Source organism: Mesorhizobium sp. B264B1B, from assembly GCF_020165765.1.
GTDB lineage: Bacteria > Pseudomonadota > Alphaproteobacteria > Rhizobiales > Rhizobiaceae > Mesorhizobium.
In genome coordinates this window covers 46,082-70,186 of sequence record NZ_JAIUIS010000002.1, presented here as the reverse complement: position 1 = coordinate 70,186, position 24,105 = coordinate 46,082, and the positions used below count along the sequence as shown (strand labels likewise).

General features: G+C 61.5%; 22 protein-coding genes. 12 read left to right on the top strand and 10 right to left on the bottom strand.

Translation table 11 applies throughout. From position 1 onward, the window contains the following. Positions 1-89: 89 nt before the first annotated feature. Positions 90-1,979 carry an MFS transporter gene (locus LB547_RS04020; RefSeq protein ID WP_140525514.1) on the top strand — a complete coding sequence of 630 codons (1,890 nt, stop codon included), beginning with the start codon at positions 90-92 and terminating at the stop codon, positions 1,977-1,979. Positions 1,980-2,056: 77 nt separating this feature from the next. Here the strand turns inward: LB547_RS04020 and LB547_RS04015 are convergent, their stop codons facing one another. Beyond that, positions 2,057-2,251: a DUF2735 domain-containing protein gene (locus tag LB547_RS04015; protein WP_140501298.1), complete on the bottom strand. Its 195-nt coding sequence runs from the start codon at positions 2,249-2,251 to the stop codon at positions 2,057-2,059. Between the two features lie 311 nt (positions 2,252-2,562). On the opposite strand from LB547_RS04015, the gene LB547_RS04010 reads away from it, so the two are divergent. Beyond that, a complete protein-coding gene (locus tag LB547_RS04010; RefSeq protein ID WP_140501300.1) occupies positions 2,563-3,603 on the top strand; it encodes a glutamine synthetase beta-grasp domain-containing protein in 1,041 nt (346 codons plus the stop codon). An 851-nt stretch (positions 3,604-4,454) separates the two neighbouring features. On the opposite strand, the gene glnA is transcribed toward LB547_RS04010, so the two are convergent. Next, positions 4,455-5,864 (bottom strand): type I glutamate--ammonia ligase, encoded by a 1,410-nt coding sequence (gene glnA, locus LB547_RS04005; RefSeq protein ID WP_140527990.1) that lies wholly within the window; start codon positions 5,862-5,864, stop codon positions 4,455-4,457. 58 nt (positions 5,865-5,922) lie between these two features. Next, positions 5,923-6,261, bottom strand: a complete 339-nt coding sequence (locus LB547_RS04000; RefSeq protein ID WP_006205430.1) for a P-II family nitrogen regulator — start codon at positions 6,259-6,261, stop codon at positions 5,923-5,925. A gap of 331 nt (positions 6,262-6,592) precedes the next feature. Between LB547_RS04000 and LB547_RS03995 the strand changes: the two genes are divergently transcribed. Next, positions 6,593-8,122 (top strand): NAD(P)H-hydrate dehydratase, encoded by a 1,530-nt coding sequence (locus LB547_RS03995; RefSeq protein WP_140761936.1) that lies wholly within the window; start codon positions 6,593-6,595, stop codon positions 8,120-8,122. 17 nt (positions 8,123-8,139) lie between these two features. Here the strand turns inward: LB547_RS03995 and LB547_RS03990 are convergent, their stop codons facing one another. After that, complete coding sequence (locus LB547_RS03990) at positions 8,140-9,672, bottom strand: acyl-CoA carboxylase subunit beta (protein ID WP_140761939.1); 1,533 nt, start codon at positions 9,670-9,672, stop codon at positions 8,140-8,142. 398 nt (positions 9,673-10,070) lie between these two features. Here LB547_RS03990 and LB547_RS03985 point away from each other — a divergent pair, with 398 nt between their 5' ends. Beyond that, positions 10,071-11,486 carry a DEAD/DEAH box helicase gene (locus LB547_RS03985; RefSeq protein WP_140501308.1) on the top strand — a complete coding sequence of 472 codons (1,416 nt, stop codon included), beginning with the start codon at positions 10,071-10,073 and terminating at the stop codon, positions 11,484-11,486. Between the two features lie 108 nt (positions 11,487-11,594). On the opposite strand, the gene LB547_RS03980 is transcribed toward LB547_RS03985, so the two are convergent. Continuing rightward, complete coding sequence (locus LB547_RS03980) at positions 11,595-12,569, bottom strand: alpha/beta hydrolase (protein ID WP_140761942.1); 975 nt, start codon at positions 12,567-12,569, stop codon at positions 11,595-11,597. Between the two features lie 93 nt (positions 12,570-12,662). Next, positions 12,663-13,484: an SDR family oxidoreductase gene (locus tag LB547_RS03975; protein ID WP_140501312.1), complete on the bottom strand. Its 822-nt coding sequence runs from the start codon at positions 13,482-13,484 to the stop codon at positions 12,663-12,665. 230 nt (positions 13,485-13,714) lie between these two features. On the opposite strand from LB547_RS03975, the gene LB547_RS03970 reads away from it, so the two are divergent. The 6 genes from LB547_RS03970 to LB547_RS03945 all read left to right on the top strand — a co-directional run bounded on the left by LB547_RS03970 (position 13,715) and on the right by LB547_RS03945 (position 18,256). Continuing rightward, complete coding sequence (locus LB547_RS03970) at positions 13,715-14,749, top strand: cysteine synthase A (protein ID WP_140501314.1); 1,035 nt, start codon at positions 13,715-13,717, stop codon at positions 14,747-14,749. After that, positions 14,749-15,492: an alanyl-tRNA editing protein gene (locus LB547_RS03965; RefSeq protein WP_140515436.1), complete on the top strand. Its 744-nt coding sequence runs from the start codon at positions 14,749-14,751 to the stop codon at positions 15,490-15,492. Before LB547_RS03970 ends, LB547_RS03965 begins: the two co-directional genes overlap by 1 nt. Before the next feature lie 81 nt (positions 15,493-15,573). Then, positions 15,574-16,425, top strand: a complete 852-nt coding sequence (sseA, locus tag LB547_RS03960) for a 3-mercaptopyruvate sulfurtransferase (protein ID WP_140501318.1) — start codon at positions 15,574-15,576, stop codon at positions 16,423-16,425. A gap of 2 nt (positions 16,426-16,427) precedes the next feature. Continuing rightward, the gene (locus LB547_RS03955) at positions 16,428-16,991 is read left to right on the top strand and encodes a GNAT family N-acetyltransferase (RefSeq protein ID WP_140761945.1); all 564 of its coding nucleotides are present in this window, start codon (positions 16,428-16,430) and stop codon (positions 16,989-16,991) included. Between the two features lie 96 nt (positions 16,992-17,087). Beyond that, positions 17,088-17,645, top strand: a complete 558-nt coding sequence (locus LB547_RS03950; RefSeq protein ID WP_140501321.1) for an OmpA family protein — start codon at positions 17,088-17,090, stop codon at positions 17,643-17,645. 143 nt (positions 17,646-17,788) lie between these two features. Then, a complete protein-coding gene (locus tag LB547_RS03945; protein ID WP_140557270.1) occupies positions 17,789-18,256 on the top strand; it encodes a DUF1203 domain-containing protein in 468 nt (155 codons plus the stop codon). A 376-nt stretch (positions 18,257-18,632) separates the two neighbouring features. Here LB547_RS03945 and ald read toward each other — a convergent pair whose 3' ends face one another. Then, positions 18,633-19,748: an alanine dehydrogenase gene (ald, locus tag LB547_RS03940; RefSeq protein ID WP_140501325.1), complete on the bottom strand. Its 1,116-nt coding sequence runs from the start codon at positions 19,746-19,748 to the stop codon at positions 18,633-18,635. A 158-nt stretch (positions 19,749-19,906) separates the two neighbouring features. On the opposite strand from ald, the gene LB547_RS03935 reads away from it, so the two are divergent. Continuing rightward, positions 19,907-20,380 (top strand): Lrp/AsnC family transcriptional regulator, encoded by a 474-nt coding sequence (locus LB547_RS03935; protein ID WP_140501327.1) that lies wholly within the window; start codon positions 19,907-19,909, stop codon positions 20,378-20,380. 79 nt (positions 20,381-20,459) lie between these two features. On the opposite strand, the gene LB547_RS03930 is transcribed toward LB547_RS03935, so the two are convergent. From LB547_RS03930 to LB547_RS03920, 3 genes are all read right to left on the bottom strand, one after another. Further along, the gene (locus LB547_RS03930) at positions 20,460-21,287 is read right to left on the bottom strand and encodes a peptidoglycan-binding domain-containing protein (RefSeq protein WP_140761948.1); all 828 of its coding nucleotides are present in this window, start codon (positions 21,285-21,287) and stop codon (positions 20,460-20,462) included. After that, positions 21,287-21,916 (bottom strand): hypothetical protein, encoded by a 630-nt coding sequence (locus LB547_RS03925; RefSeq protein WP_140761951.1) that lies wholly within the window; start codon positions 21,914-21,916, stop codon positions 21,287-21,289. Before LB547_RS03925 ends, LB547_RS03930 begins: the two co-directional genes overlap by 1 nt. A 100-nt stretch (positions 21,917-22,016) precedes the next feature. Then, the gene (locus tag LB547_RS03920) at positions 22,017-22,667 is read right to left on the bottom strand and encodes a 5-formyltetrahydrofolate cyclo-ligase (protein ID WP_140761954.1); all 651 of its coding nucleotides are present in this window, start codon (positions 22,665-22,667) and stop codon (positions 22,017-22,019) included. Positions 22,668-22,832: 165 nt separating this feature from the next. Here LB547_RS03920 and LB547_RS03915 point away from each other — a divergent pair, with 165 nt between their 5' ends. Continuing rightward, entirely contained in the window at positions 22,833-24,098 is a 1,266-nt protein-coding gene (locus tag LB547_RS03915; protein ID WP_140525508.1) for an NAD(P)/FAD-dependent oxidoreductase, read from the top strand. The last annotated feature ends 7 nt before the right edge of the window (positions 24,099-24,105 follow it).

The window sequence follows — 24,105 nt, the reverse complement described above, 5'->3', positions numbered from 1 at the left end:
TGATTGCTGCCGCGAGTCTGCGTTCGGAAGAGAATGCGAACGCAAGGGCGCTGCATCGAGCACAAGGGTCTCACGGGAGGAGCATCTCAATGGCTATCGCATCGACCGCCAGCGGAAAGAGCCGCGGCATGACGCGAGAGGAGAAGAAGGTCATCTTCGCTTCTTCGCTCGGCACCGTTTTCGAGTGGTACGATTTTTATCTCTACGGGTCGCTGGCGGCTTTTATTGGTTCGACCTTTTTCAGCCCGACCATTCCGGAAGCGACGCGCAATATTTTCGCGCTGCTGGCTTTCGCCGCCGGCTTCCTCGTCCGTCCGTTCGGCGCTTTGCTGTTCGGCCGCATCGGCGACCTTGTCGGCCGCAAATATACCTTCCTCGTCACCATGACGATCATGGGCCTGTCGACCTTCCTGGTGGGCTTGCTGCCTGGTTATGCGAGCCTCGGCATCGCGGCTCCGGTGATCCTGATCATCCTGCGCATGCTCCAGGGCTTGGCACTGGGCGGCGAATATGGCGGCGCGGCCACCTATGTCGCCGAGCATGCGCCGGACGACCGGCGCGGCTACTATACGTCGTGGATCCAGACGACCGCCACACTCGGCCTGTTCCTGTCGCTGATCGTCATCCTGATCGTCCAGGGCTCCATGAGCAAGGAAACCTATGCCGCCTGGGGCTGGCGCGTTCCTTTCATCGTGTCGTTCCTGTTGCTCGGCATTTCCATCTGGATCCGGCTGTCGCTTTCCGAATCCCCCACCTTCCAGCGCATGAAGGAAGAGGGCAAGGGTTCCAAGGCACCGCTCTCGGAAGCCTTCGGCCAGTGGAAGAACGCCAAGATCGCGCTGCTGGCACTGCTCGGCCTTACGGCTGGCCAGGCCGTGGTCTGGTATAACGGCCAGTTCTACGCCCTGTTCTTCCTCCAGAACGTGTTGAAGCTGGACGCACAGTCGGTCAACATCATGATCGCCATCGCGCTTGCGCTGGGCTCCATCTTCTTCGTCGTGTTCGGCTGGCTCTCCGACAAGATCGGCCGCAAACCGATCATCATGGCCGGGCTCGCACTGGCGATCGTCTGCACCTTCCCGCTGTTCAAGGCATTGACCTGGGCCGCCAATCCGGCCCTTGCCGAGGCACAGCAGAGCACCCGCGCGACGGTGACCGCGGCACCCGGCGACTGCAGGTTCCAGTTCAATCCGGTGGGCACCGCCAAGTTCACGACGTCTTGCGACATCGCGACCTCGTTCCTGACCAAGAACTCGGTGCCCTATGACGTCGTTTCCACGGCGGCACCCGGTACGGCTGCTTCGGTCAAGATCGGCAATGAAACGGTGGCATCCTACGATGCTGTCGCCGCGGGCGACCAGGCCAAGGCCAAGGAGGCCGCCTTCGTCAAGGCCGTCAACATGTCGCTGCAGGACGGCGGATATCCGCTGAAGCGTGCTGCGATCAAGATACCGGACCAGAAGCTCGACGCGTTTGTCGCTGCCAATCCCGAACTGAAGCTCGACGCCGCCGCCATCCGCGCCGGCGAGAAGGCGACGGTTCCTACCGATCAGGCTATCAAGGACAAGCTTTTGACCGCCGACGAGGCTGCCGGTGCGCCTGAGGTCACCGTCTACAACATACCCGGCGGCGGTGCCTTCGCCATGTTCGCCGACCCTGCGGCCGTGAACTGGCCTATGACGATCGCCATCCTGTTCGTCCTCGTCCTGTTCGTGACCATGGTCTACGGTCCGATCGCGGCCATCCTGGTCGAGATGTTCCCGACCCGCATCCGCTACACCGGCATGTCGCTGCCCTACCATATCGGCAATGGCTGGTTCGGCGGGTTGCTGCCGGCGACGGTGTTCGCGCTCAGTGCCTACAGGGGCGACATCTATTATGGCCTCTGGTATCCCGTGATAATCGCGGCGATGTCGCTCGTCATCGGCATGATCTTCGTCAAGGATACGCTGGGCACGAACCTGGAGACCAAGCAGTAACGGGTCGGATCCACATGCATGAGAAAACCCGGCGCGAGCGATCGCGCCGGGTTTTCATATCGAGGCTGAAGATGCGTTCAGCTCTTCGGCTGCTGGTTTTCTTCCTCGACAGCGGCCTCGTGATACCAGCCATCGAAATCGGCATGCGTGTTACGCAGCGAGGCAAGCTCTGCCGCGAACTTGGCCTTCGCGCCTAAATTTGAGGCAGATACGCGGCCTGCAAGCGGGAACATCAGGATCTTTGCCGACGGACGGGCGAGGGTGACTTCCATTGGCGGTCTCCTTTCTTCTCCGAGAGTCAGTTGATTCAGCTTTTCCTCAAAATAGGTTCTGCGATTCATTTAGGCAATATGCTTATGAAAAGATCAGTTATTGCCTATTATTTGCGCAATCTCTGCGTCTGATCGATCCCGGCGCATTGCTGGGGCGGTGCAGTGAATTCACGGGAATCTTACGACCATTTTGTCGCACCGGTCGATGCCAGAGTGGCATATGAATTGCTTTTTACCAGTCGGCAGGTCGGCTTGCTCCGGCCATGCGTCGACACCGCGTGCGGTGGTCAAGCACAACGAGAGGCTCTAGAATGACCAAATACAAGCTCGAGTATATCTGGCTCGACGGATACACCCCGGCCCCCAATCTTCGCGGCAAGACCCAGATCAAGGATTATGCCGAGTTCCCGAAGCTCGACCAGCTGCCGCTGTGGGGCTTCGACGGCTCGTCCACCATGCAGGCCGAGGGCCGAAGCTCCGATTGCGTGTTGAAGCCGGTCGCGCTTTATCCCGATCCGGCCCGCACCAACGGCGTTCTCGTCATGTGCGAAGTCATGATGCCCGATGGCGTCACGCCGCACGTGTCCAACAGCCGCGCGACCATTCTCGACGACGAGGATGCCTGGTTCGGTTTCGAGCAGGAGTACTTCTTCTACAAGGATGGCCGTCCGCTCGGTTTCCCCGAGAGCGGTTATCCCGCCCCGCAGGGCCCGTACTACACCGGCGTCGGCTATTCGAACGTCGGCAGCATCGCGCGCCAGATCGTCGAAGAGCATCTCGACCTCTGCCTTGCCGCGGGTATCAACCATGAAGGCATCAACGCCGAAGTGGCCAAAGGCCAGTGGGAATTCCAGATTTTCGGCAAGGGCTCCAAGAAGGCCGCCGATCAGATGTGGATGGCCCGCTACCTGCTCCAGCGCCTCACCGAAAAGTACGGCATAGATATTGAGTTCCACTGCAAGCCGCTCGGCGACACCGATTGGAACGGCTCGGGCATGCATTGCAACTTCTCGACCAAATATATGCGCGAAGTCGGCGGCAAGGGTTATTTCGAGGCCCTGATGGCGCAGTTCGAAAAGAACCTGATGGACCATATCGCCGTGTACGGCCCGGACAACGACAAGCGTCTGACCGGCAAGCACGAGACGGCCCCCTGGAACAAGTTCAGCTATGGTATCGCCGACCGCGGCGCCTCGATCCGCGTGCCGCATTCGTTCGTCAAGAATGACTACAAGGGTTATCTGGAAGACCGCCGCCCGAACTCGCAGGGCGACCCCTACCAGATCGCTTCCCAGGTCCTGAAGACGATCTCGCAGGTTTCGACCGGCGCATCGGTTTCGGCCGCTGCTTGATATTTCACGTCGGGCCTCAAGATCCCCGACAACCATGACGCGAGCCCCGGCGGGAGTTGCCGGGGCTTTTTCGTGTGACGATGGCGGGCACTATCGCATGCCGCTGTTTCCGTTCGCCGCTCCTCGTCTTCCTGGCTCCTGGCCTGGCAAAGCAAATTCCCCCAAAAAAAGTCAGGTTAAAAAGGGCGGCTCAAACCCATCCCGACAAGGCGGCTTTGGGCTGACGAAAGCATACCTTGGCGCCGGGCCGCAGGCTTCGAAATCCTCGAAAAAGCCCGGAAATCCGGCCATTCCGGCAAGAATGCCTGTCGACCGATCCTTTCATAAGCCCCTGTTCATACACCAAAATCGACCGTCTCGACGCCCGGCCGGCGACATTGACAGGCTGCGGCGCAACATGCGTATTCGCAGGCATTGGGGGATACGCCAAGCGGTGCTGTTCGAACGGGGCGGGGTTTCTTGAACGACAGCATTGGCGGGGGCGCCGGACGAGCGGGCATTGCAGCCTGAGGCAGTGTGCCGCTCGCTCCTGGCTTATCCCTTTACTTGCAAAAAGCGCATGCCGGATCGCGTGGCAGCACAGCTTGGCTGGCTCAAGCCGGTCTGTGCCTCAGCGCAATCGACACGTGTGACGTGACCAGCCGACGGAACCTCAGCAGCCGGTGCGCCTTTCCAGTCGCTGGATCGGGCAGCATCCGATCGAACGCGTCGGTGTCCGCGGATTTGGCTGAATGGAAGCCTCGATATGAGCAAACAAAGAGGCCGGAAGAGGTTCATCTTCCGGCCTCGCATTTGCAGGCTGAATTGAAGCCGCTGGATCCGGGTTATGCCGGGTCCAGGGAGATCAAAAATCAGACCGAATAGTACATGTCGTATTCGACGGGATGCGGTGTCATTTCGAAGCGCATCACCTCGGCCATCTTCAACTCGATGTAGCTGTCGATCTGGTCGTCGTCGAAGACGCCGCCGGCCTTCAGGAATCCGCGGTCCTTGTCGAGGCTCTGGAGCGCCTCACGCAGCGAGCCGCAGACGGTCGGGATCTTCTTCAGCTCCTTCGGCGGCAAATCGTAGAGATCCTTGTCCATCGGCTGGCCGGGATGAATCTTGTTCTTGATCCCGTCGAGGCCGGCCATCAGCATGGCGGCAAAGGCGAGATAGGGGTTCGCGCCCGGATCGGGGAAGCGGACCTCGACGCGCTTCGACTTTGGCGACGAGCCGAACGGGATACGGCAGGATGCCGAGCGGTTGCGCGCCGAATAGGCGAGCAGCACCGGCGCCTCGTAGCCCGGCACCAGGCGCTTGTAGGAATTGGTCAGCGGGTTGGTGAAGGCGTTGATGGCCTTGGCGTGCTTGATGATGCCGCCGATATAGAACAGGCAGCTTTCCGAGAGGCCGGCATACTCGTTGCCGGCGAAGGTCGGCTTGCCTCCTTTCCAGATCGACTGGTGGACATGCATGCCCGAGCCGTTGTCGCCGAAGATCGGCTTCGGCATGAAGGTGGCGGTCTTGCCATAGGCATTGGCGACCTGATGCACGACATATTTGTAGATCAGCATCTTGTCGGCGTTGCGGACCAGCGTGTCGAACTTGATGCCGAGTTCGTGCTGGGCCGCAGCCACCTCGTGGTGATGCTTCTCGACCCGCACGCCCATCTCGGCGAGCACGGTCAGCATCTCGGAGCGCATGTCCTGCGCCGAATCGATCGGCGGCACCGGGAAATAACCGCCTTTGACGCGCGGACGGTGGCCGAGATTGCCGGTTTCGTAGTCGGTGTCGTCATTGGACGGCAGTTCGGTGGAATCGAGCCTGAAGCCGGTGTTATAGGGATCGGCTTTGTACTTGACGTCGTCGAAGACGAAGAACTCGGCTTCCGGGCCGACATAGATGGTGTCGCCGATGCCTTCCGACTTCATGTAGGCCTCGGCCTTCTTGGCAGTGCCGCGCGGGTCGCGGTTATAGGATTCGCCCGAAACCGGATCGAGGATGTCGCACAGGATGACCATGGTCGACTGAGCGAAAAACGGATCCATATGGACCGTTTCAGGATCGGGCATCAGCACCATGTCGGACTCGTTGATCGCCTTCCAGCCGGCGATCGAAGAACCATCGAACATCACGCCATCGGCGAACATGTCTTCCTCGACCTCGATGACATCCATCGTCACGTGCTGCAGCTTGCCCTTCGGGTCGGTGAAGCGCAGGTCAACGAACTTCACATCGTTGTCCTTGATCTGCTTCATGATGTCTTTGGCTGTCGTCATGTCATGTATCCCTGTGTGACGTTTTTTAATAATGACGTTTCGGAAGATGGGCGAGGTATCAGACGGCATCCATGCCGGTTTCGCCGGTGCGGATGCGCACGACTTCCTCGATGTTGGAGACGAAGATCTTGCCGTCGCCGATGCGCCCGGTCTGGGCCGCCTTGCGGATGGCTTCGATGGCGCCTTCGACGGCATCGTCGCCGAGCACGACCTCGATCTTCACCTTGGGCAGGAAGTCGACGACATATTCAGCGCCGCGATAAAGCTCGGTGTGGCCCTTCTGTCGTCCAAAACCCTTGGCCTCGGTCACGGTGATGCCTTGCAGTCCGGCCTCCTGAAGCGCTTCCTTCACTTCGTCCAGCTTGAATGGCTTGATGATCGCTTCGATCTTTTTCATGTAAAAAGTGGCCTCCACTGCCAAAAAACGGGTTGTTAGCCCCGCTTGCGCCTCCATCAAGCACGAATTGTGCCAATTGGCGGGATTTCAAGCGGTGTCATTCGATTCCAGAACATGCCGCACGAAGATGCAAATTCGCATCGTTCACTGCATCCAGCGCGCGACGGATGGCTGCAGCCTACGCGGCGTCGGTGTTTATGTCTGCCCGATATTTAGGCGTATTGCTTATTTGGTAGGCATTGCTCAGCTTGGCTGGGACCGCGCCAACTCCTCTGCGTTTGCGTCGAGCCGAAAACTGGACAATGCTTTATCGAATGCGGATCGGCAATCCATGAGCAACGAACTTCTTTCTCCCGAGGAGATGAGCGAGGCGGATCGGTTGACGATTGCCGCCGGCGCAATCGACGGCATCGGCCTGATGCGCCGTGCAGGCGAAGCCGTCGCGGCTGAAATTTTCAGCCGCCATCCGGCGGCGAAGCGGGTCCATGTGCTTTGCGGTCCCGGCAACAATGGCGGCGATGGCTATGTCGTGGCCCGCTGCCTGGCAGCCGCTGGCGTCGACACGATGGTGTGGGCGTCGGGCACGCCGAAGCCGGGCAGCGATGCCGCGCTCGCCGCCGGCGAATGCCCGGTCAAACCTCGGCCGCTGGCGAATTTCGCGGCCGAAGCCGGCGCTGTCGTCGTCGACGCTCTTTACGGAGCAGGGCTGTCCAAACCGCTGTCCGGTGAAGCGGCGGGAACGGTTGGCATTGTGGCAAGCCTGGCCTTGCCGGTCGTCGCGGTCGATCTGCCATCAGGCGTTTCCGGAGGCAGCGGCCAAGTGCTCGGCCAGGCTTTTCGCGCTGGGGTCACCGTCACCTTCGCACGCAAAAAGCCTGGCCATCTTCTGCTCCCCGGGCGCAAGCTGTGCGGGGAGGTCGTGCTGGCCGATATCGGCATCACCGACGGTGTCATTGCGCGGATTCGACCCCAGGCGTTCGAGAACACGCCGGCGCTTTGGCTCGACGTTTTTCCGATTCCGGGTGTCGATACGCACAAGTACAAGCGCGGCCATGTCGGCGTCTTTTCCGGCGGCCCGAGCGCCACCGGCGCGGCGCGGCTTGCGGCGCTTGCCGCGGCGCGAAGCGGGGCAGGGGCGGTCACCGTCCTGTCCCCGGCGAACGCGATGCAGGTCAATGCCGCGCATCTGACCTCGATCATGCTGCGCAAGGCCAATGACAGCGGCGACATCGACGCCTTCATCGGCGAACGCCGGCCCTCCGCCTTTGTGCTGGGGCCTGGCTTCGGTGTCGGTGAAAGAACGCGGAATTTTGCGCTTACGCTGCTTGCCGCCGGCCAGCAGCGGAACGTTGCGGCCCGGGTTGACGGCCTGGTGTTCGACGCCGACGCGATCACTTCGTTTCGCGAGGCGCCGGACGTCCTGTTCGAGGCCGTGCGCAAGCCGGGCGCACCGCCGCTGGTGATGACGCCGCATGAGGGGGAATTTGCCAGGCTGTTTGCTGACATTGCGGGCGGCGCCGTTTCGTCCAAACTGACCAGGGCCCGTATGGCCGCCACCCGTGCCAACGCCGTGATCGTCTACAAGGGCGCCGACACCGTAATCGCTGCTCCCGATGGCAGGGCTGCGATCAACTCCAATGGCGCGCCATGGTTGGCAACCGCTGGTTCGGGCGACGTGCTCTCGGGGCTCGTGGCCGGCTTCCTGGCGCAAGGCATGCCGGCCTTCGAGGCGGCATGCGCGGCGGTATGGATCCATGCCGAGTCCGGCAGCCGGTTCGGGCCGGGGCTGATCGCCGAGGACTTGCCGCTGGCGCTGGTGCCGGCGTTGCACGAACTGGTGGCGGCTCGCGGCGCGCGCTGACCGGCTCGACATTCAGCTCACAGCGGAATGTTGTCGTGCTTTTTCCAGGGGTTCTGCATGTCCTTGTTGCGCAGCATCCGCAGCGCGCGGGCAATGCGGCGGCGGGTCGAATGCGGCATGATCACCTCGTCGACATAGCCGCGCTCGGCGGCGACGAAGGGTGACAGGAAGCGGTCTTCGTAAGTCTTTGTATGGGCAGCGATCTTTTCGGCGTCTCCGATGTCCTTGCGATAGATGATCTCGACCGCGCCCCTGGCGCCCATCACGGCGATCTGCGCCGTCGGCCAGGCATAGTTCATATCGCCACGCAGGTGTTTCGAAGCCATCACGTCATAGGCGCCGCCATAGGCCTTCCTGGTGATGACGGTGATCTTCGGCACGGTCGCCTCGGCATAGGCGAAGAGCAGTTTGGCGCCGTGCTTGATCAGCCCGCCATATTCCTGCGCCGTGCCCGGCAGGAAGCCCGGAACGTCGACGAAGGTGACGATCGGAATCGAAAAACAGTCGCAGAAGCGCACGAAGCGCGCCGCCTTGCGGCTGGCGTCGGAATCGAGCACGCCGGCCAGCACCATGGGCTGGTTGGCGACGAAGCCGACCGTGCGGCCTTCAATACGTCCGAAGCCGGTGACGATGTTCTTGGCGAAACTTTGCTGGATCTCGAAGAAATCACCCTCGTCGGCGACTTTCAGGATCAGCTCCTTGATATCGTAAGGCTTGTTGGCGTTGTCGGGGATCAGCCGGTCGAGCGACAGATCGTGATCGGTGACCGACTGGTAGCATTCAATCTCGGGAATCTCCGATGTGTTCGAGGCCGGCAGCAAATCGACCAGCCGGCGCATCTGCAGCAGTGCTTCGACGTCGTTGTCATAGGCGCCGTCGGCGATCGAGGATTTCGTCGTGTGAACGGAAGCGCCGCCGAGGCTCTCGGAGGTCACCGTCTCGTTGGTGACGGTCTTCACCACGTCCGGTCCAGTGACGAACATGTAGGAGGTGTCGCGCACCATGAAGATGAAGTCGGTCATGGCCGGCGAATAGACGTCGCCGCCAGCGCAAGGCCCCATGATCACGGAAATCTGCGGAATGACGCCCGACGCCAGCACATTGCGCTGAAAGATCTCGGCGTAGCCGCCGAGTGCAGCCACGCCTTCCTGGATGCGGGCACCGCCAGCATCGTAGAGGCCGATGATCGGCGCGCGGTTGCGCAGCGCCATCTCCTGCACCTTGATGACCTTTTCGGCATGCGCTTCCGACAGCGAGCCACCGAACACGGTAAAATCCTTGGCGAAAAGGTAGACGGGACGGCCGTTGACGGTGCCCCAGCCGGTGACAACGCCATCGCCGGCGATCTTGGTCTTTTCCATGCCGAAGTCGGTCGAACGGTGCTCGACATACATGTCGAACTCCTCGAACGAACCCTCGTCGAGAAACACCTCGATACGTTCGCGGGCGGTGAGCTTGCCCTTCTTGTGCTGCGCGTCGATGCGAGCCTGACCGCCGCCCATGCGGGCGATCTCGCGACGACGCTCGAGTTCCTTCAGCACGTCCTTCATTCTCGATCTCCTGCGCGGACTGCTTTGTGGTAATGATGCCCGCAGGCGAGCGCAAGCGTCGCTTTTTCGAGGCGTTTTGTTGCGCTGCAACATGATGCCCTTGCATTTCAGAGCGAACTCAGCCATATGCACGGCATAGGCGCTTGGGCCGGACTGATCCGGCCTTCTCCTCGAATGAGACTGGTTGCGTCTGTTTTCCCTCTTTCCTGCTGATCGGCCCCGATTGGTTAGCAAGGTGGCGAAAAAGCCCCGTGGCATGATGCCTGCGGGCACGACAGCGCAGCCGCGCGGACGAACACGTCCGCCGCCTTGTCGTTCCATGACAATTGATTCGACGGCAGGTTGCGCCCTGCCGCCATTGATGTTTGCGGCCAGAGGCCGCGTGAAAGAAGAATATTTTGACCAACGAAAACACTTTGCCCGGCAACGACACTGGAGAACTCTCCGGTTTCGCAGCACTGGGAATCACGGGTGCGCTGCTCAAGGCCACCCATGCCGCCGGCTTCACCGATCCGAAGCCGATCCAGGCTCAGGCGATCCCGCCGCAGATGGAAGGCCGTGACATTTTCGGCATCGCCCAGACTGGCTCCGGCAAAACTGCGGCCTTCGCGCTGCCGATCCTGTCGAAGATCATTGCGCTCGGCACCAAGCGCCGGCCGAAGACGGCACGCGCGCTGATCCTGGCGCCGACTCGTGAGCTCGCCGTGCAGATCGAGGACACCATCAAGATCCTCGCCAAGGGCGCGCATGTCTCGACCGCGCTCGTGCTGGGCGGCGTCTCGCGCTTCAGCCAGGTGAAGAAGGTTGCGCCTGGTGTCGACATCCTGATCGCCACGCCTGGCCGGTTGACCGATCTGGTGCGCGAAGGCGACCTCATGCTTGCCGACACCAAATGGCTGGTGCTCGACGAGGGCGACCGCATGCTCGACATGGGCTTCATCAATGACGTCAAGCGCATCGCCAAGGCGACCGCGCCGGACCGTCAGACGGTGCTGTTCTCCGCGACTATGCCCAATGAAATCGCCGAACTGGCGAAAGGCCTGCTGAAGAACCCAATCCGTGTCGAAGTCGCGCCGCAAAGCACGGCGGCGGCCGAGATCGCGCAGAGCGTCGTCCTTGCCCGCACCAAGCAGAAGCGCCAAGTGCTGTCGACGATGCTCGCCGACGAGGCGATGAAGTCCGTCATCATCTTTTCGCGTACCAAGCACGGCGCCGACCGGGTAACCAAGGACCTCGAGCGCGACGGCTTCAAGGCCGCTGTCATCCACGGCAACAAGTCGCAGAATGCGCGGCAGAAGGCACTGAACGATTTCCGCGAGGGTTCGGTGCGCATTCTGGTGGCCACCGACATCGCCGCGCGCGGCATCGACGTGCCCGGCATCAGTCATGTCGTGAATTTCGACCTGCCTGATGAGGCGGAGAGCTATGTCCACCGCATCGGCCGCACCGGCCGCAACGGCCGGGACGGCATTGCGATTACGCTCTGCGATCCGTCCGAGAACAGCAAGCTGCGCCAGGTCGAACGCATCATCCGCGCCAAGCTGCCTGTTGTCGCCGACCATCTCGGCAGCCCCGATCCGCAGCGCAACCCGGCTGAGAAGAACGAGCGCTTCGAGCCTGCCAATGACCGCAACGAGCGCAATGGCCGTCGCGACGGCAGGCGGCCGGGCGGCCAGAACAACGGCTCCGGCAAGAAGCGCTTCGGTGACAAGCCGGCCTTCGCTGGCGACCGCAAACCGGAAGGCGCCAAGCCCTTCAAGGGCAACAATAAACGCCGCTTCGGCGGCAAGCGGCCCGCGGCGCGGGCCGCTTAGGCAGGCCGCTTCGTATTGGCCGGGCATTTGCGTGCCCGGCTGGTCACCAGTGAGATAAAGGGCGACCGCGGTGAGGCTGCGGTCGCCCTTTCCGTATGGAAGCTCGGGCTACTTCGCGACCGCCTCGATCCAGACGGCAATTCTTTGTGCAAGGAAGGTCGTGGTCGATGGCGACAGGGCGTCGCCGGCGATGACGTGGTTGTCGGGATCGCCGGTATCGTCGACCGGAACCAGCTCGTGCGGCGCGCCCCAACGCCCGGCGATTTCACGCGTGCGGTCAGGCCGCACCACGCTGTCCGAATCCGAAAAGATGAAGAGGGCAGGGACCACCGCTTTCTCCACCGGCGCGCCATAGGCAAGTTCCGTCAGCGCCTGCATCGGCAGCGTCGCGGCAAGGGGATATCTGGTGGTCCAGAATTTCTCGTGCAGCGCGTTGCGCGGCATGAAGCTGCGCTCCTTGCCGGCGACGAGTTCGGCTATTTGTTTGCCCCATCGCATGGTCAGGATCCCGGCGCCCGACGCCTTGACGCCGAAATTCGGCGAGATGAACGCGATCGCCGCCACGCCGTCCGAAGCGCCCGGCTGTGTTGCCGCCCAGGCCGCCAGCGAGCCGCCGGTCGAGGTAGAGATGACGATCACCTTGTCGCCGATGGCCCGGCCGATCGCGAGCGCCTCCTCATAGTCGTTGATCCAGGCATTGAGGCTGCCTTGCATCATGGCCGCGCCATCCTGCCCGTGGCCGGTGAGGCGGGTGAAGAACAGATTGGCGTCGAGTTGGTCGGCAACCTCGTCGGGCAGCGGGCGGAGCTCGCCCTTCGACGCCGAAAAGCCGTGGATATAGACGATGGACAGCCGTGTCCTGGCATGCACCATCGGATTGGCCCAGATGATCTCTTTCTCCAGCCCGTCACGGATGCCGGATATCGCCGCTTCCGTCCTGGCCACGTAGGCCTGCGGATCGTCGCCGATTGCGGATGGATCGAAGCGGATCGTGGTGTCGACGGGAACCCGCGGGCCGAGCACGAAGGCCAGTGCGAGAATGGCGACTAACCCCAGCACAGCAAGCACGATTCGTCGCCCCATCGCAGACTCCAAACGCAACAACAACAAACCTACGGCGGTGGCGGGGAACAGGCAACGACCGGCCCGGCGATGAAGCCGCCGATCCGCTGGCTTCTATTCGCTCGGCGGCTTGCGGTCGTAATTCAGCGGCCGTGCCTTCCAGCTCGTCATGAGGCTGATCACGCCTCGGTACACCGGTCTCGGCAACAGGCTGAGCAGCTTCAGGGGCCAGCTCGTCCGGCGCGGGAATGTGACCTCGAAGCCGCCGGATTTGATACCCCGCACCATGCGCCGCGTCGCTCGGCTGACCGGCATCAGCCCCGGCATGGGCAGCATGTTCTTCTCGGTCAGCGGTGTGTCTATGAAGCCCGGATTCATGACCTGGACGCGCACGTTCATCTTGTCGAAATCGTATTTCAGCGATTCGGCCAGGATGTTGATCGCCGCTTTGGTGCCGCCATAAGCGGCCGTCGTCGGCCAGCCGAAATAAGCGGTGACCGAGCCGACCAGCACGATATGGCCGCGCGCCCGCACCCGCATGCGTTCGACGACCGGCACCAGCCCGTTGATGATGCCGAAATAGTTGACCTCGAAAGACCGGCGAAAATCGCTGACGACGAGAGCCTCGCCAGGCGTGGAAATGTAATTGCCCGCGTTTAAGACGGCGAGCACGATGGGGCCAAGCTCGTTTTCGATCGCAGCGACGGTTCTCGCCATGCGCGGCTCGTCGGTCACATCGCAGGGAAAAGCCTTCACCTTGCCCGGCATCTGCGCGGTCTCGACAATGAGCGTGTCGATCGGATCGCCATCGGGTGCGGTTACGGCCACCGCATAGCCCTGGGACGCAAGATCCCTGGCCAGCGAACGGCCGATGCCGCTGCTGCCTCCCGTGACCCAGGCGACGCCATGCTTCGGGTCGGCCCGATAAAGTGTCATGCTGCGCCCCCGTCGAATTGTTCTTGGCTTTTGCTCTAACCGCGAAGAAATCGAATGAAAAGAGCGGTTTTCGATGCCGGTCCCAAATGAACGGCGCGGATACGCCCGGCACCAGGGAGAGGCCGGCGCAAATGCAGTGCAGAAAATGCGACTGGACCAGGCAAATTCTTGCCTTGAATCCAAAGCTTCGGGTTTCTAGGGTTTCGCCGCAGCTACACAAGGACTCCCGAATGCCCCGCTCCGTGATCGACGCTATCGGCAACACGCCATTGATCCGCCTCAACAGGGCTTCGGAAGAAACCGGCTGCGAGATCCTGGGCAAGGCCGAATTCATGAATCCAGGACAGTCGGTCAAGGACCGCGCCGGCCTGTTCATCATCCGCGATGCCGAAGAGCGTGGGCTGCTCAGGCCGGGCGGCGTCATTGTCGAGGGCACGGCCGGCAATACGGGCATCGGGCTGACGCTGGTCGCCAAGGCGCTCGGCTACCGCACCGTCATCGTCATTCCCGAAACGCAGAGCCAGGAGAAGAAGGACACGATCAAGCTGCTCGGCGCCGAGCTGATCGAGGTTCCGGCCGTGCCGTACAAGAACCCCAACAATTACGTGAAATTGTCGGGGCGGCTGGCTGAGCAAATGGCGCGTTCGGAGCCGAACGGCGCTATCTGGGCCAACCAGTTCGACAATGTCGCCAACCGCGACGGGCACATCCGCACCACGGCGCAGGAGATCTGGAGCCAGACCGGCGGCAAGGTCGACGGCTTCGTCTCGGCGGTCGGCTCGGGCGGAACGCTGGCCGGCGTCGCTTTCGGACTGAAGGCGAAAAGCAAGGACGTAAAGATCGCTCTCGCCGATCCGCTGGGCGCTGCGCTCTACAGTTTCTATACCAGCGGTGAGCTGAAATCCGAGGGCAGTTCGATCACCGAAGGCATCGGGCAGGGACGCATCACCGCCAACCTCGATGGGTTCACGCCCGACTTCTCGTTCCAAATTCGTGATGAGGATGCGTTGCCGATCGTCTTCGACCTGGTCCAGGAGGAAGGCCTTTGCGTCGGCGGTTCGACCGGCATCAACATAGCGGGCGCGATCCGACTGGCGCGTGAACTCGGCCCCGGCCATACCATCGTGACCATTCTTTGCGACTACGGCACACGCTACCAATCGAAACTGTTCAATCCCGAATTCCTGCGCGAAAAGAAGCTGCCGGTGCCCGGCTGGATGGAAGAGAAATCAGATATTTCCGTGCCGTTTGAAAAGGTCGTGTGATGGCGCACAAGACCGAAGCGCTGTTTCGCGACGACGCCTATCTCAGGACGGCCGATGCCGTGGTGGTCGCCGTCAACGAGCGCGGCGGCATCGTTCTGGACCGCACCATCTTCTATGCCACCTCGGGCGGGCAGCCGGGCGATAGCGGCCATCTCCAGCGCGCCGATGGCAGCCGCATCGTCCTGGCCGCTACCATCACCGGGGAAACAAAGGACGAGATCATCCACGTGCCGGCGCCGGAACAAGCCGCGCCTGCGGTCGGCGAGCGCCTGAAGCTCGCAATCGACTGGGAGCGACGTCATCTCTTGATGCGCATGCATGCCGCTTGCCATTTGCTCACCGTCGTCTGCCCGTTTCCGATCACCGGCGCGGCGGTTTCGGAAGACGACAGCCGTGTCGATTTCGACATTCCCGACGCCAGCTTCAGCAAGGAAGACGTGACGGCTGGCCTGATGGGCCTGGTGCGGGCCGATCATCCGATCTTTACCAGGCTGATCAGCGACGAGGAACTGGCCGCCAATCCGGGTCTGGTGAAGTCCAAGAATGTCCGTCCGCCGCTAGGTACCGGCAAAATCCGGCTGGTCTGCATCGGCGAGAATGCTTCGGTGGACAGTCAGCCCTGTGGTGGCACCCATGTCAAAAGCACCGGCGAGATCGGCGAAATCCATATCGGCAAGATCGAGAAGAAGGGGCGTGAAAACCGGCGCTTCCGCATCCGGTTTGGACCGATGCCCCAAACATGATCTCGAAAGCTACGATGTTTTCGGACAAGATCATGCGGCAAGGCAAGACAACGTCTGGTCAATGGCGGCAGGAGAACCACAATGGCTGAAGACAGTCCTTTCACCGTCGACGCTGACTGGTTGCAGGAGCGTTTGGGCCAGCCTGGCCTGACGATTGTCGATGCATCCTGGTATCTTCCGGCGCAAAACCGCGACGCGCGCGCCGAGTATGACGCTGGGCACATTCCGGGCGCCCGCTTCCTGGATCAGGACGCGGTCTCCGATCCGGACGCCGCGCTGCCGCATACGCTGCCGTCGCCGCAGCATTTCGCGCAGTATGTCGGCGCGATGGGCGTTTCGGCAGATGACACGATCATCGTCTATGACGGCCCGGGCTTTTTCTCGGCACCTCGGGCATGGTGGATGTTCCGGGTGATGGGCGTCTTCCAGACGTATATCCTTGACGGTGGTTTCGATGGCTGGAAAGCGGCCGGCCGGCCGGTGACGGCCGAACCGACCAAAATCGCGCCCAGCGTGTTCCACGCCGATTTCGACGCCGGCCGGGTCGCCAGCCTTGCCGATATGCGCCGCATCGTCGGAACCCGGGAAAGCCAGATTGCCGATGCGCGCGGGGCAGGGCGCTTCACCGGCGCGGAGCCGGAGCCGCGCGCGGGCGTCCGTTCCGGCCATATGCCGGGCGCGCGCAACTTGCCTTATTCGGCGCTGTCGGAAAACGGCGTGCTTCTGCCGAAGGAGCGGTTGCGCAAGGTGGTCGAGGACGCCGGCCTCGATCTGTCGAAGCCTATCGTCACTTCCTGCGGCTCCGGCGTTACGGCGGCGGTGATCACGCTTGCGTTGGAAACGCTTGGCCATACCGACAACAGGCTTTACGACGGCTCATGGACCGAATGGGGCGGTCTCTCCGACACACCAGTCGTGACAGGCAAGGAATGACGATGGAAAACGGCGAGCTGAAGGACATCGAAGTCACGGTGACGTTCCTCGAGATGCATGCGCCACCGGCCGTGTCGCCGCCCATGCCCTACAACCGCCAGGTCGCACTCCTGAAAACTAAGGACATTCCGCTGCATTTCTACCGGTACCTGATGGATCGGGTGGGGCGTAAATGGCACTGGGTCAATGTGCTGAGGCTGGATGACGACGAGCTTTCGGCCGGCATCCACCGCGAGGATCGCGACATCAGGGTGCTCTATCTCGATGGCGCGCCCGCCGGTTTTTTCGACCTCAAGCCGCATCTGCCGGAAGAAGTCGAGCTTGCCTATTTCGGCATGATGGAACACGCCACCGGGCAAGGCATCGGCCGCTGGTTCCTGGGATCGGCGATCGCCGCGGCTTGGTCGTATGGACCGAAGCGGGTGATGGTGCAGACCTGCACGCTCGACCATCCTGCTGCCTTGCCGCTCTACCAGAAGCTCGGCTTCGCGCCGGTGGCGCAGAAGAAGGAGACCGTTCACCCTCTGCCCTTCGCCGAGCGCTCGGCCAGCGTCATGCGGCCATAGCGACGCCCTCACAAAAGCTGAACCTCTCGTTCATCCGCGCTTCAGCCTGTCTCTGCCATCTTGCCCGCACATAATACGGGCCGAAGGAGAAAAGACATGCTGACCCGCCGTACCCTCGCCGCCGCGCTGATCGCGGCAATCGCAATGCCCGGTCTCGCCGCCGCGCAGGCGACAACGCCTTCGGCCGCAACCATCGAACGAAAGCTCGAGGCGGCACCCCGCGTGAAGCTGCGCCCGAACGAGCGCGTCACCATCCGTGAGTTCAAGCGCCGGCCGGACCTGCGCCGCATGGCCCGGTCGATCGATATCCAGTCGATCAATTTCGCTTTCGGCTCGGCCGCGATCTCCAGCTCGCAATACGACAAGATCGACACTATCGCCGATGCGTTGCAGCGTATCCTGCGCCGCAACCCCGGGGCGCGCGTCCTCATCGAGGGCCATACCGACGCCGTCGGCTCCTTCCAATCGAACCGGATCCTGTCGGAACAGCGCGCCGCCTCGCTGAAGCGCACGCTGGTGCGCGAGTTCGGCGTGCCGGCCTATGCTTTGGAGACGGTCGGTTATGGCGAGGAATTCCTGCTGGTGCAGACGCAGAACGAAAACTGGCGGAACCGGCGGGTCACCCTCCGTCGCTTTGACGACTTCATTCGCTGAGGGAGTTCCGACAATCCGGTGAAGTTCGCCTTGCCTTGGTCGGCTGGAACAAGCCGACCAAGGGCCAATGATTGTCAGGAATCGGGTGGGAGGCGGGGGCTGATGCGCATAATTTCCGATCAATGACATCGGAGATTTTCGCCATGACCATCCAGTTCAAAGCCTTGCCGACACAAGATGTACGAGCGCTTCAGCGCGGCGGGCCCGATGCCTATGGAAACACGCCCGAGCGTAAGGTCTCCGACGGCGACGGCATGCCATGCCGGCATTGCCTGAAGAACATCGCCGACGGAGACGACTATCTCATCCTGGCCTACCGGCCATTCCCCAAACTTCAGCCCTATGCCGAGACCGGACCGATCTTCCTTCACGCGCAGGAATGCGAGCGCGCCGCGGAATCTCAGGCACTTCCCGAAATTCTCGAAAGCCCGGACTATATCGTGCGCGGCTACGGCAGGGATGACCGCATCGTCTATGGCAGCGGTGGCGTCATTGCGACCGATGCGATCGCCGCGCGCGCCGAGGCTCTCTTGGAACGCGACGAGATTGCCTACGTGCATGTCCGCTCGGCGCGCAACAATTGCTTCCAGTGCCGGATCGAACGTGTCTGACGGGCGCATGTGGCGGTGCGATAGCGGAGCGCTGTCGTACTCCTGTCATACCATTGCGGTACACGGGTAGCCGTCGATCGATTTGTCGACCGCGGATGAACCGGCGGCAAATCTCGACATCGAGGAAGCGGGGCCTTGGCTCCGCTTTTTTGTTTGCCTGAACCTTCCACAGAAATTTTCTGCGCAAAGAAGCATATGGGCTTCGACTATTTGCCTGGAGGGCTCAGTTAAACTTGCAATTGGCGCCGAGACGCAGGTTGCGGCACATGTTTTAAGTCCGAGCCGGGTGCAGGCCTGACAGCCGCCAATCCGGAAAGAAAAAACCCGCCGGGAATGACCGGCGGGCTGACGGGAGGCAGGTATCCTCTCAGGAGAATCAGGCCGCGAGAACCGCCTTCGGTTCGACCAGTTCGTAGCCGAGCGCTTCGGCGACCGCACGGTTGGTGATCTTGCCTCTGTGGACGTTGAGTCCATTGCGCAGATGATGGTCGTCGACCAGCGCCTTCAGGCCCTTGTCAGCGAGCTGAAGGCCATAGTGCAGAGTCGCGTTGTTGAGTGCATGTGCTGAGGTGACCGGCACGGCGCCCGGCATGTTGGCGACGCAGTAGTGGATGACGCCGTCGACCTCGTAGGTCGGCTCGGCATGCGTGGTCGCGTGCGAGGTCTCGAAGCAGCCGCCCTGGTCGATGGCGACGTCGACCAGCACCGACCCCTTCTTCATGCCCGAAAGCATTTCGCGCGAGACCAGCTTCGGCGCCGCAGCACCCGGGATCAGCACGGCGCCCACGACGATGTCGGCGGAAAAGCACTCTTCTTCCAGAGCCTCCACGGTCGAATAGCGGGTGTGGACGCGGCCGGCAAAGAGGTCGTCGAGCTGGCGCAGGCGCGGGATCGAGCGGTCGATGATGGTGACGTCGGCGCCCAGGCCAGCCGCCATCCTGGCCGCGTGCAGGCCGACGACGCCGCCGCCGAGCACGGTGACCTTGCCGGGCAGCACGCCGGGCACGCCGCCGAGCAGCACGCCGCGGCCGCCATTGGCCTTCTGCAGCGCCGTGGCGCCGGCCTGGATCGACAGGCGGCCGGCGACTTCCGACATCGGCGCCAGCAACGGCAGGCCGCCCCGGTCGTCGGTCACCGTTTCATAGGCGATGGCGGTAACGCCCGAAGCGAGCAGGCCCTTGGTCTGTTCCGGATCCGGAGCAAGGTGAAGATAGGTGTAGAGGATCTGGCCATCGCGCAGTTGGGCCCATTCGTTAGGCTGCGGCTCCTTGACCTTGACGATCATATCCGACTTGGCGAACACATCGGCCGCCGTCTTGGCGATGGTGGCGCCGGCAGCGCGATAGGCGTTGTCGTCGGCTCCGATGCCGGCCCCGGCGCCGGTCTCGACCAGCACCTCATGTCCGTGGGCGACATATTCGCGGACCGAGCCGGGCGTAAGTCCGACGCGATATTCATGATTCTTGATTTCCCGGGGGCAGCCGACGCGCATTTTCTTTTCTCCTGACACGGCCCTTCGGGGCTCGTTCCCTGTATTGACGCAGTCAACCACGAATCGTTGCGTAAGTGTTTGCGAATGCACTTGCAGGAGGGCTCGCTATTCGATAATTGTTGCGTAGAATGCGCAAAAATTCGCAGGAATCACGAAGAATGCCACTCGACAGGATTGATATCGCCATTCTGGAGACCTTGCAGAAGGATGGCAGAATGCCGAACGCCGCCCTTGCCGAAAGGGTCGGCCTGTCGCAGTCGGCCTGTTCGCGCCGGCTCGACAATCTGGAGAAATCCGGAACCATCCGCGGCTATCATGCCCGGCTTTCCAATGCAGCACTTGGTCACCAGATGACGGCGATCGTGCACATATCGCTGTCGGGCCAGTTCGAGAAGACGCTGTCGGATTTCGAGGCTGCGATCAAGCGCTGCCCGAACGTGCTGTCCTGCCACCTGATGTCGGGCGAGTACGACTACATCCTCAGGATCGCGGCCAAGGACCTTGCCGACTACGAACGCATCCACAAGGAGTGGCTGTCGGCGATGCCGCATGTGACGAAGATCAATTCGTCTTTTGCCCTGCGCGAAATCGTCGACCGGACGGCGATGGGCCTGAAGCCCGAAATGGCCTGAATGCGTAGAACCTTGAGCAACTCCAATGCCGAAGCAAAAGGATAGAGGCGAGGCGCACCTCAATAGCAATCCATATCCCTCAAGTATTCGGCTTGACGACCAGATTCTCGAATGGAACAACCGCAACGTCAGGTAATGTGTAGCCTGCGCCTCCGGGCAGGCGACCCATCGTTTGCCATCCGACAATGCCGTCGGTAGGTAGCCCACGAGACTTTTGAAACTCGGCGACTGCCTTCTTGGCAAACGGTGACAACCGGATTTCGCTGTCAAATGTTGCGTCGGGGTTCTTGGGTTTCAAAAACGTATCAATGGCATCGCTGTCGGGGAGCTGAGAGGTGGCATAGCTCACCGTTCCTGCAAGCGCTATCTCGGCGAAAGTGTTCGCCTCGTCCTTGCGGCCTGCCGATCGATATTGGTTGGCGAGCTGCGAACTGAGCTTCGCGGCAGCCCCCCACTGCTCACTAGCGACCGCCTCTCTCAGTTCTACGAAAACAGGTTCGTAGCCTTGGGGAACAACCCATCCATCGGGAATCTGTCCACTGAGAAAACGTTCTGTGTTCTTCGAAATTCCGGAGGGCGTTAGCAGAAACACGATCTGTCCGGTTATCCGACAAGATTCCCAACGCAGACGACCTTGTGGAAAGCGTATGGGGAGCAAAGCTTCCACTCGATATTGTACATCGGCGGAACAAACAGTCTCCGGTATGGCAACCTTTCCCTCGTCGTCCGTATCGGTAATCAACTCCTCCGAGGTCGAGGCAGTCTTCCTGTATATGTGAGCTGGCACTCCAACGGGCGGTTTGCCATTCGTCATCACAGCAATCGAAACAGTAATCGTTTTTGCCGATGCGACGTCACTTAAAATCACCAACAAAAGAGGCGTTAGTAAAGCAAACCGCAAAATCATTATCGCCCCCTAGTTATTTTAAGGTTGATATCCTGCGCCGCCTTTTTACTTCCAGATGTGCTTGCGTTCTTGTATGATATAAATAGCATAACGCAGAAAAGTATCCATAAAGCGGATACGACCTCCAAAAAATTGTTGGCAAGAATCGTGTCCAGCGACCAGCTTCTTACCAGCTTTAAATCAATTTTTTGATCTTCCTTCTTGTTTTGGAAATAGAGGACTGGTTCCACATCTTTCGACCTAAGCACAGCTCGTATTTCAAATGCTGTACCGGCTGGCAGGTCGATCTTTTGAGCTATGCTGAGCGAATTTGGCAAGATACCCTCGGTCATAGCCCACGGCGGCACTTTCAACATCTGCGCATAGGTATTTATGTCGGATCCCGGAGTGCCAAAGCATTCATCGTCGCCAGGACAGTCCAGTCCCAAAGTGACATTAGATATTCTAGTCTTTGGAGACACATTCGTGAAACGATACACTATGTATGGCGGCGAAGCATCGCGACCATTTTCACTTGTCTCATAGCGCAGATACGGCGTGGTGCTTATGTGTTCGTAATACGTAGACAGAACCCACGTAATTACCGACATCAAAACCGTAATGACGTAAGGCGCCGATGTACCAAACATCTTATATTCCCCAACGTCCAAATCTATCAAGATCGGAGACTGGGCGCAAAACAAATCTTCGCCGATCAAAAGGCACAAGAGCCAGCCAGTAGCTCTCGGCCTAAATCTCCGTCACCACCTCGCCCATCGGGATATCGTGCGGCTGCGGATAGATGGTCGGGATTCGCTGCAATTCGTAGCCGACGCCGATGACCAGCGGCTTGAACGGCATCGCCGCCAGCGTTCGGTCGTAGAACCCGCCGCCATAGCCCAGGCGATAATTGCCGGAATCGATGCCGACGATCGGCGAGATGACGATGTCGGGCAAGACCGGTTCGCCCTCGGCCGGAATCGGAATGTTCCACACGCCCTTCTCCAGCCGGTCGCCCGGAACATAGGCCCGGAAGATCAGCGGCTGTGCCTTTTCGATGACGACGGGCAGCGCGGTGCGCCCGCCTCGTTCATTGATGGCGGCCATCCATGGCCGCAGGTCCGGCTCGCCGCGAAACGGCCAATAGAGGCTGACCATGCGGCCGGCGATATCGCCGATCGCCGCGTCGAGGGCTCCGGCGATGCTCTGCGACATCGCCGTTCGCGCATCGGCGGAAACCGCGAGACGCGCCGCGATCAGGCGTTCCCGTTCGGCCTTGCGCCATCGTCTGACGTCGGTCCAATCGGATATCGGCGCGTGAAACGCGGGATCGAGTTCGTGCATGAAGCATGGCGGCGAGGAATATTGCGCCGGACCCTGGTCGTCGTGATCGTTGGCCATGCTTCACCTCATCGCTGTTTTCCATAACGCTATACCCGGCGGGGGGATGCGACATGTGCATTCACGACATGGAACGACGAGTCTCGGGCACGGCCTTCGTGTTGTTGCATTGCACAAAAGCTCCTACATCAAAGGCATGCGATATTGCTGGTCAGGGTGAATGCGATGGATCAAGCCAATCACCATGTCGTCGTCGTAGGGGCGGGGTTCGGCGGCCTCGAATTCACCCGCGCTCTCGCCGGTGCGCCCGTGCGCATCACCATGATCGACAAACGCAATCACCATCTTTTCCAGCCGCTGCTCTACCAGGTCGCAACGACGGCGCTGGCGACCTCGGAGGTCGCCTGGCCGATCCGCCACCTGCTGCGCAAGCGCAAGGACGTGACGACGCTGCTCGCCAATGTCACCGGCATCGACCGAGCCGGAAAGCGCGTGCTGCTCGATGACGGCAGCACCGTCGCCTACGACACGCTGGTGCTCGCCACCGGCGCCCGACATGCCTATTTCGGCCACGACGAATGGGAGCCGTTCGCGCCAGGGTTGAAGACGCTGGAGGACGCCACCACCATCCGACGGCGTATTCTGCTCGCCTTCGAGCAGGCCGAACGGGAAACCGATCCTGCCAGGCGCCAGGCGCTGCTGACGATCGCGATCGTCGGCGGCGGTCCGACCGGTGTCGAACTTGCCGGCACCATTGCCGAACTGGCGCACGACACACTGCGCGGCGAATTCCGCAACATCGACACGCGCGAGACGCGTGTGGTGCTGATCGAGGCTGGCGACCGCATATTGGCCAATTTCGCACCGAAACTGTCCGATTATGCCGGAAAGGCGTTGAAGCGGCTCGGCGTGACGATCGAACTCGGCCGGGCGGTCACGCGCTGCGACGCCGAGGGCGTCGTCTTCGGCGACACGCATCTGCCGGCGAGGACCATATTGTGGGCGGCGGGCGTTGCCGCTTCGCCGGCAGCCGAATGGCTGGGCGCCGCCGCCGACCGGGCGGGAAGGGTGCTGGTTGAACCCGATCTCACCGTGCCGGGCAGCCCCGAGATTTTCGTCATCGGCGACGCCGCTCTCGTGCTGCGGCCCGATGGACGGCCCGTTCCCGGCGTGGCGCCTTCCGCCAAGCAGGAGGGCCGCCATGTTGCCGCGACCATCAAGGCCAGGCTTGCCGGCGATACGAGCGTAAGGCCGTTCCACTACAAGCATGCCGGGGACCTGGCCACGATCGGCAAGCGCGCCGCGGCGATCGATTTCGGCTGGATCAGGCTGACCGGCTGGCCGGCCTGGTGGCTGTGGGGACTGGCGCACATCTATTTCCTGATCGGCTTCCGCAACCGGCTCGCGGTGTCGCTGAGCTGGCTATGGATCTACGTCACGGGCCAACGCAGCGCCCGCCTGATCACGCAGGGCGACGACGACAAGGGCTGATCTTCCG

Bases quoted from the DNA above. Each gene is read 5' to 3' on its own strand.
- LB547_RS04020 (WP_140525514.1), top strand. From the start codon at position 90: ATGGCTATCGCATCGACCGCCAGCGGAAAGAGCCGCGGCATGACGCGA.
- LB547_RS04015 (WP_140501298.1), bottom strand. From the start codon at position 2,251: ATGGAAGTCACCCTCGCCCGTCCGTCGGCAAAGATCCTGATGTTCCCG.
- LB547_RS04010 (WP_140501300.1), top strand. From the start codon at position 2,563: ATGACCAAATACAAGCTCGAGTATATCTGGCTCGACGGATACACCCCG.
- glnA (WP_140527990.1), bottom strand. From the start codon at position 5,864: ATGACGACAGCCAAAGACATCATGAAGCAGATCAAGGACAACGATGTG.
- LB547_RS04000 (WP_006205430.1), bottom strand. From the start codon at position 6,261: ATGAAAAAGATCGAAGCGATCATCAAGCCATTCAAGCTGGACGAAGTG.
- LB547_RS03995 (WP_140761936.1), top strand. From the start codon at position 6,593: ATGAGCAACGAACTTCTTTCTCCCGAGGAGATGAGCGAGGCGGATCGG.
- LB547_RS03990 (WP_140761939.1), bottom strand. From the start codon at position 9,672: ATGAAGGACGTGCTGAAGGAACTCGAGCGTCGTCGCGAGATCGCCCGC.
- LB547_RS03980 (WP_140761942.1), bottom strand. From the start codon at position 12,569: ATGGGGCGACGAATCGTGCTTGCTGTGCTGGGGTTAGTCGCCATTCTC.
- LB547_RS03975 (WP_140501312.1), bottom strand. From the start codon at position 13,484: ATGACACTTTATCGGGCCGACCCGAAGCATGGCGTCGCCTGGGTCACG.
- LB547_RS03970 (WP_140501314.1), top strand. From the start codon at position 13,715: ATGCCCCGCTCCGTGATCGACGCTATCGGCAACACGCCATTGATCCGC.
- LB547_RS03965 (WP_140515436.1), top strand. From the start codon at position 14,749: ATGGCGCACAAGACCGAAGCGCTGTTTCGCGACGACGCCTATCTCAGG.
- sseA (WP_140501318.1), top strand. From the start codon at position 15,574: ATGGCTGAAGACAGTCCTTTCACCGTCGACGCTGACTGGTTGCAGGAG.
- LB547_RS03955 (WP_140761945.1), top strand. From the start codon at position 16,428: ATGGAAAACGGCGAGCTGAAGGACATCGAAGTCACGGTGACGTTCCTC.
- LB547_RS03950 (WP_140501321.1), top strand. From the start codon at position 17,088: ATGCTGACCCGCCGTACCCTCGCCGCCGCGCTGATCGCGGCAATCGCA.
- LB547_RS03945 (WP_140557270.1), top strand. From the start codon at position 17,789: ATGACCATCCAGTTCAAAGCCTTGCCGACACAAGATGTACGAGCGCTT.
- ald (WP_140501325.1), bottom strand. From the start codon at position 19,748: ATGCGCGTCGGCTGCCCCCGGGAAATCAAGAATCATGAATATCGCGTC.
- LB547_RS03935 (WP_140501327.1), top strand. From the start codon at position 19,907: ATGCCACTCGACAGGATTGATATCGCCATTCTGGAGACCTTGCAGAAG.
- LB547_RS03930 (WP_140761948.1), bottom strand. From the start codon at position 21,287: ATGATTTTGCGGTTTGCTTTACTAACGCCTCTTTTGTTGGTGATTTTA.
- LB547_RS03925 (WP_140761951.1), bottom strand. From the start codon at position 21,916: ATGTTTGGTACATCGGCGCCTTACGTCATTACGGTTTTGATGTCGGTA.
- LB547_RS03920 (WP_140761954.1), bottom strand. From the start codon at position 22,667: ATGGCCAACGATCACGACGACCAGGGTCCGGCGCAATATTCCTCGCCG.
- LB547_RS03915 (WP_140525508.1), top strand. From the start codon at position 22,833: ATGGATCAAGCCAATCACCATGTCGTCGTCGTAGGGGCGGGGTTCGGC.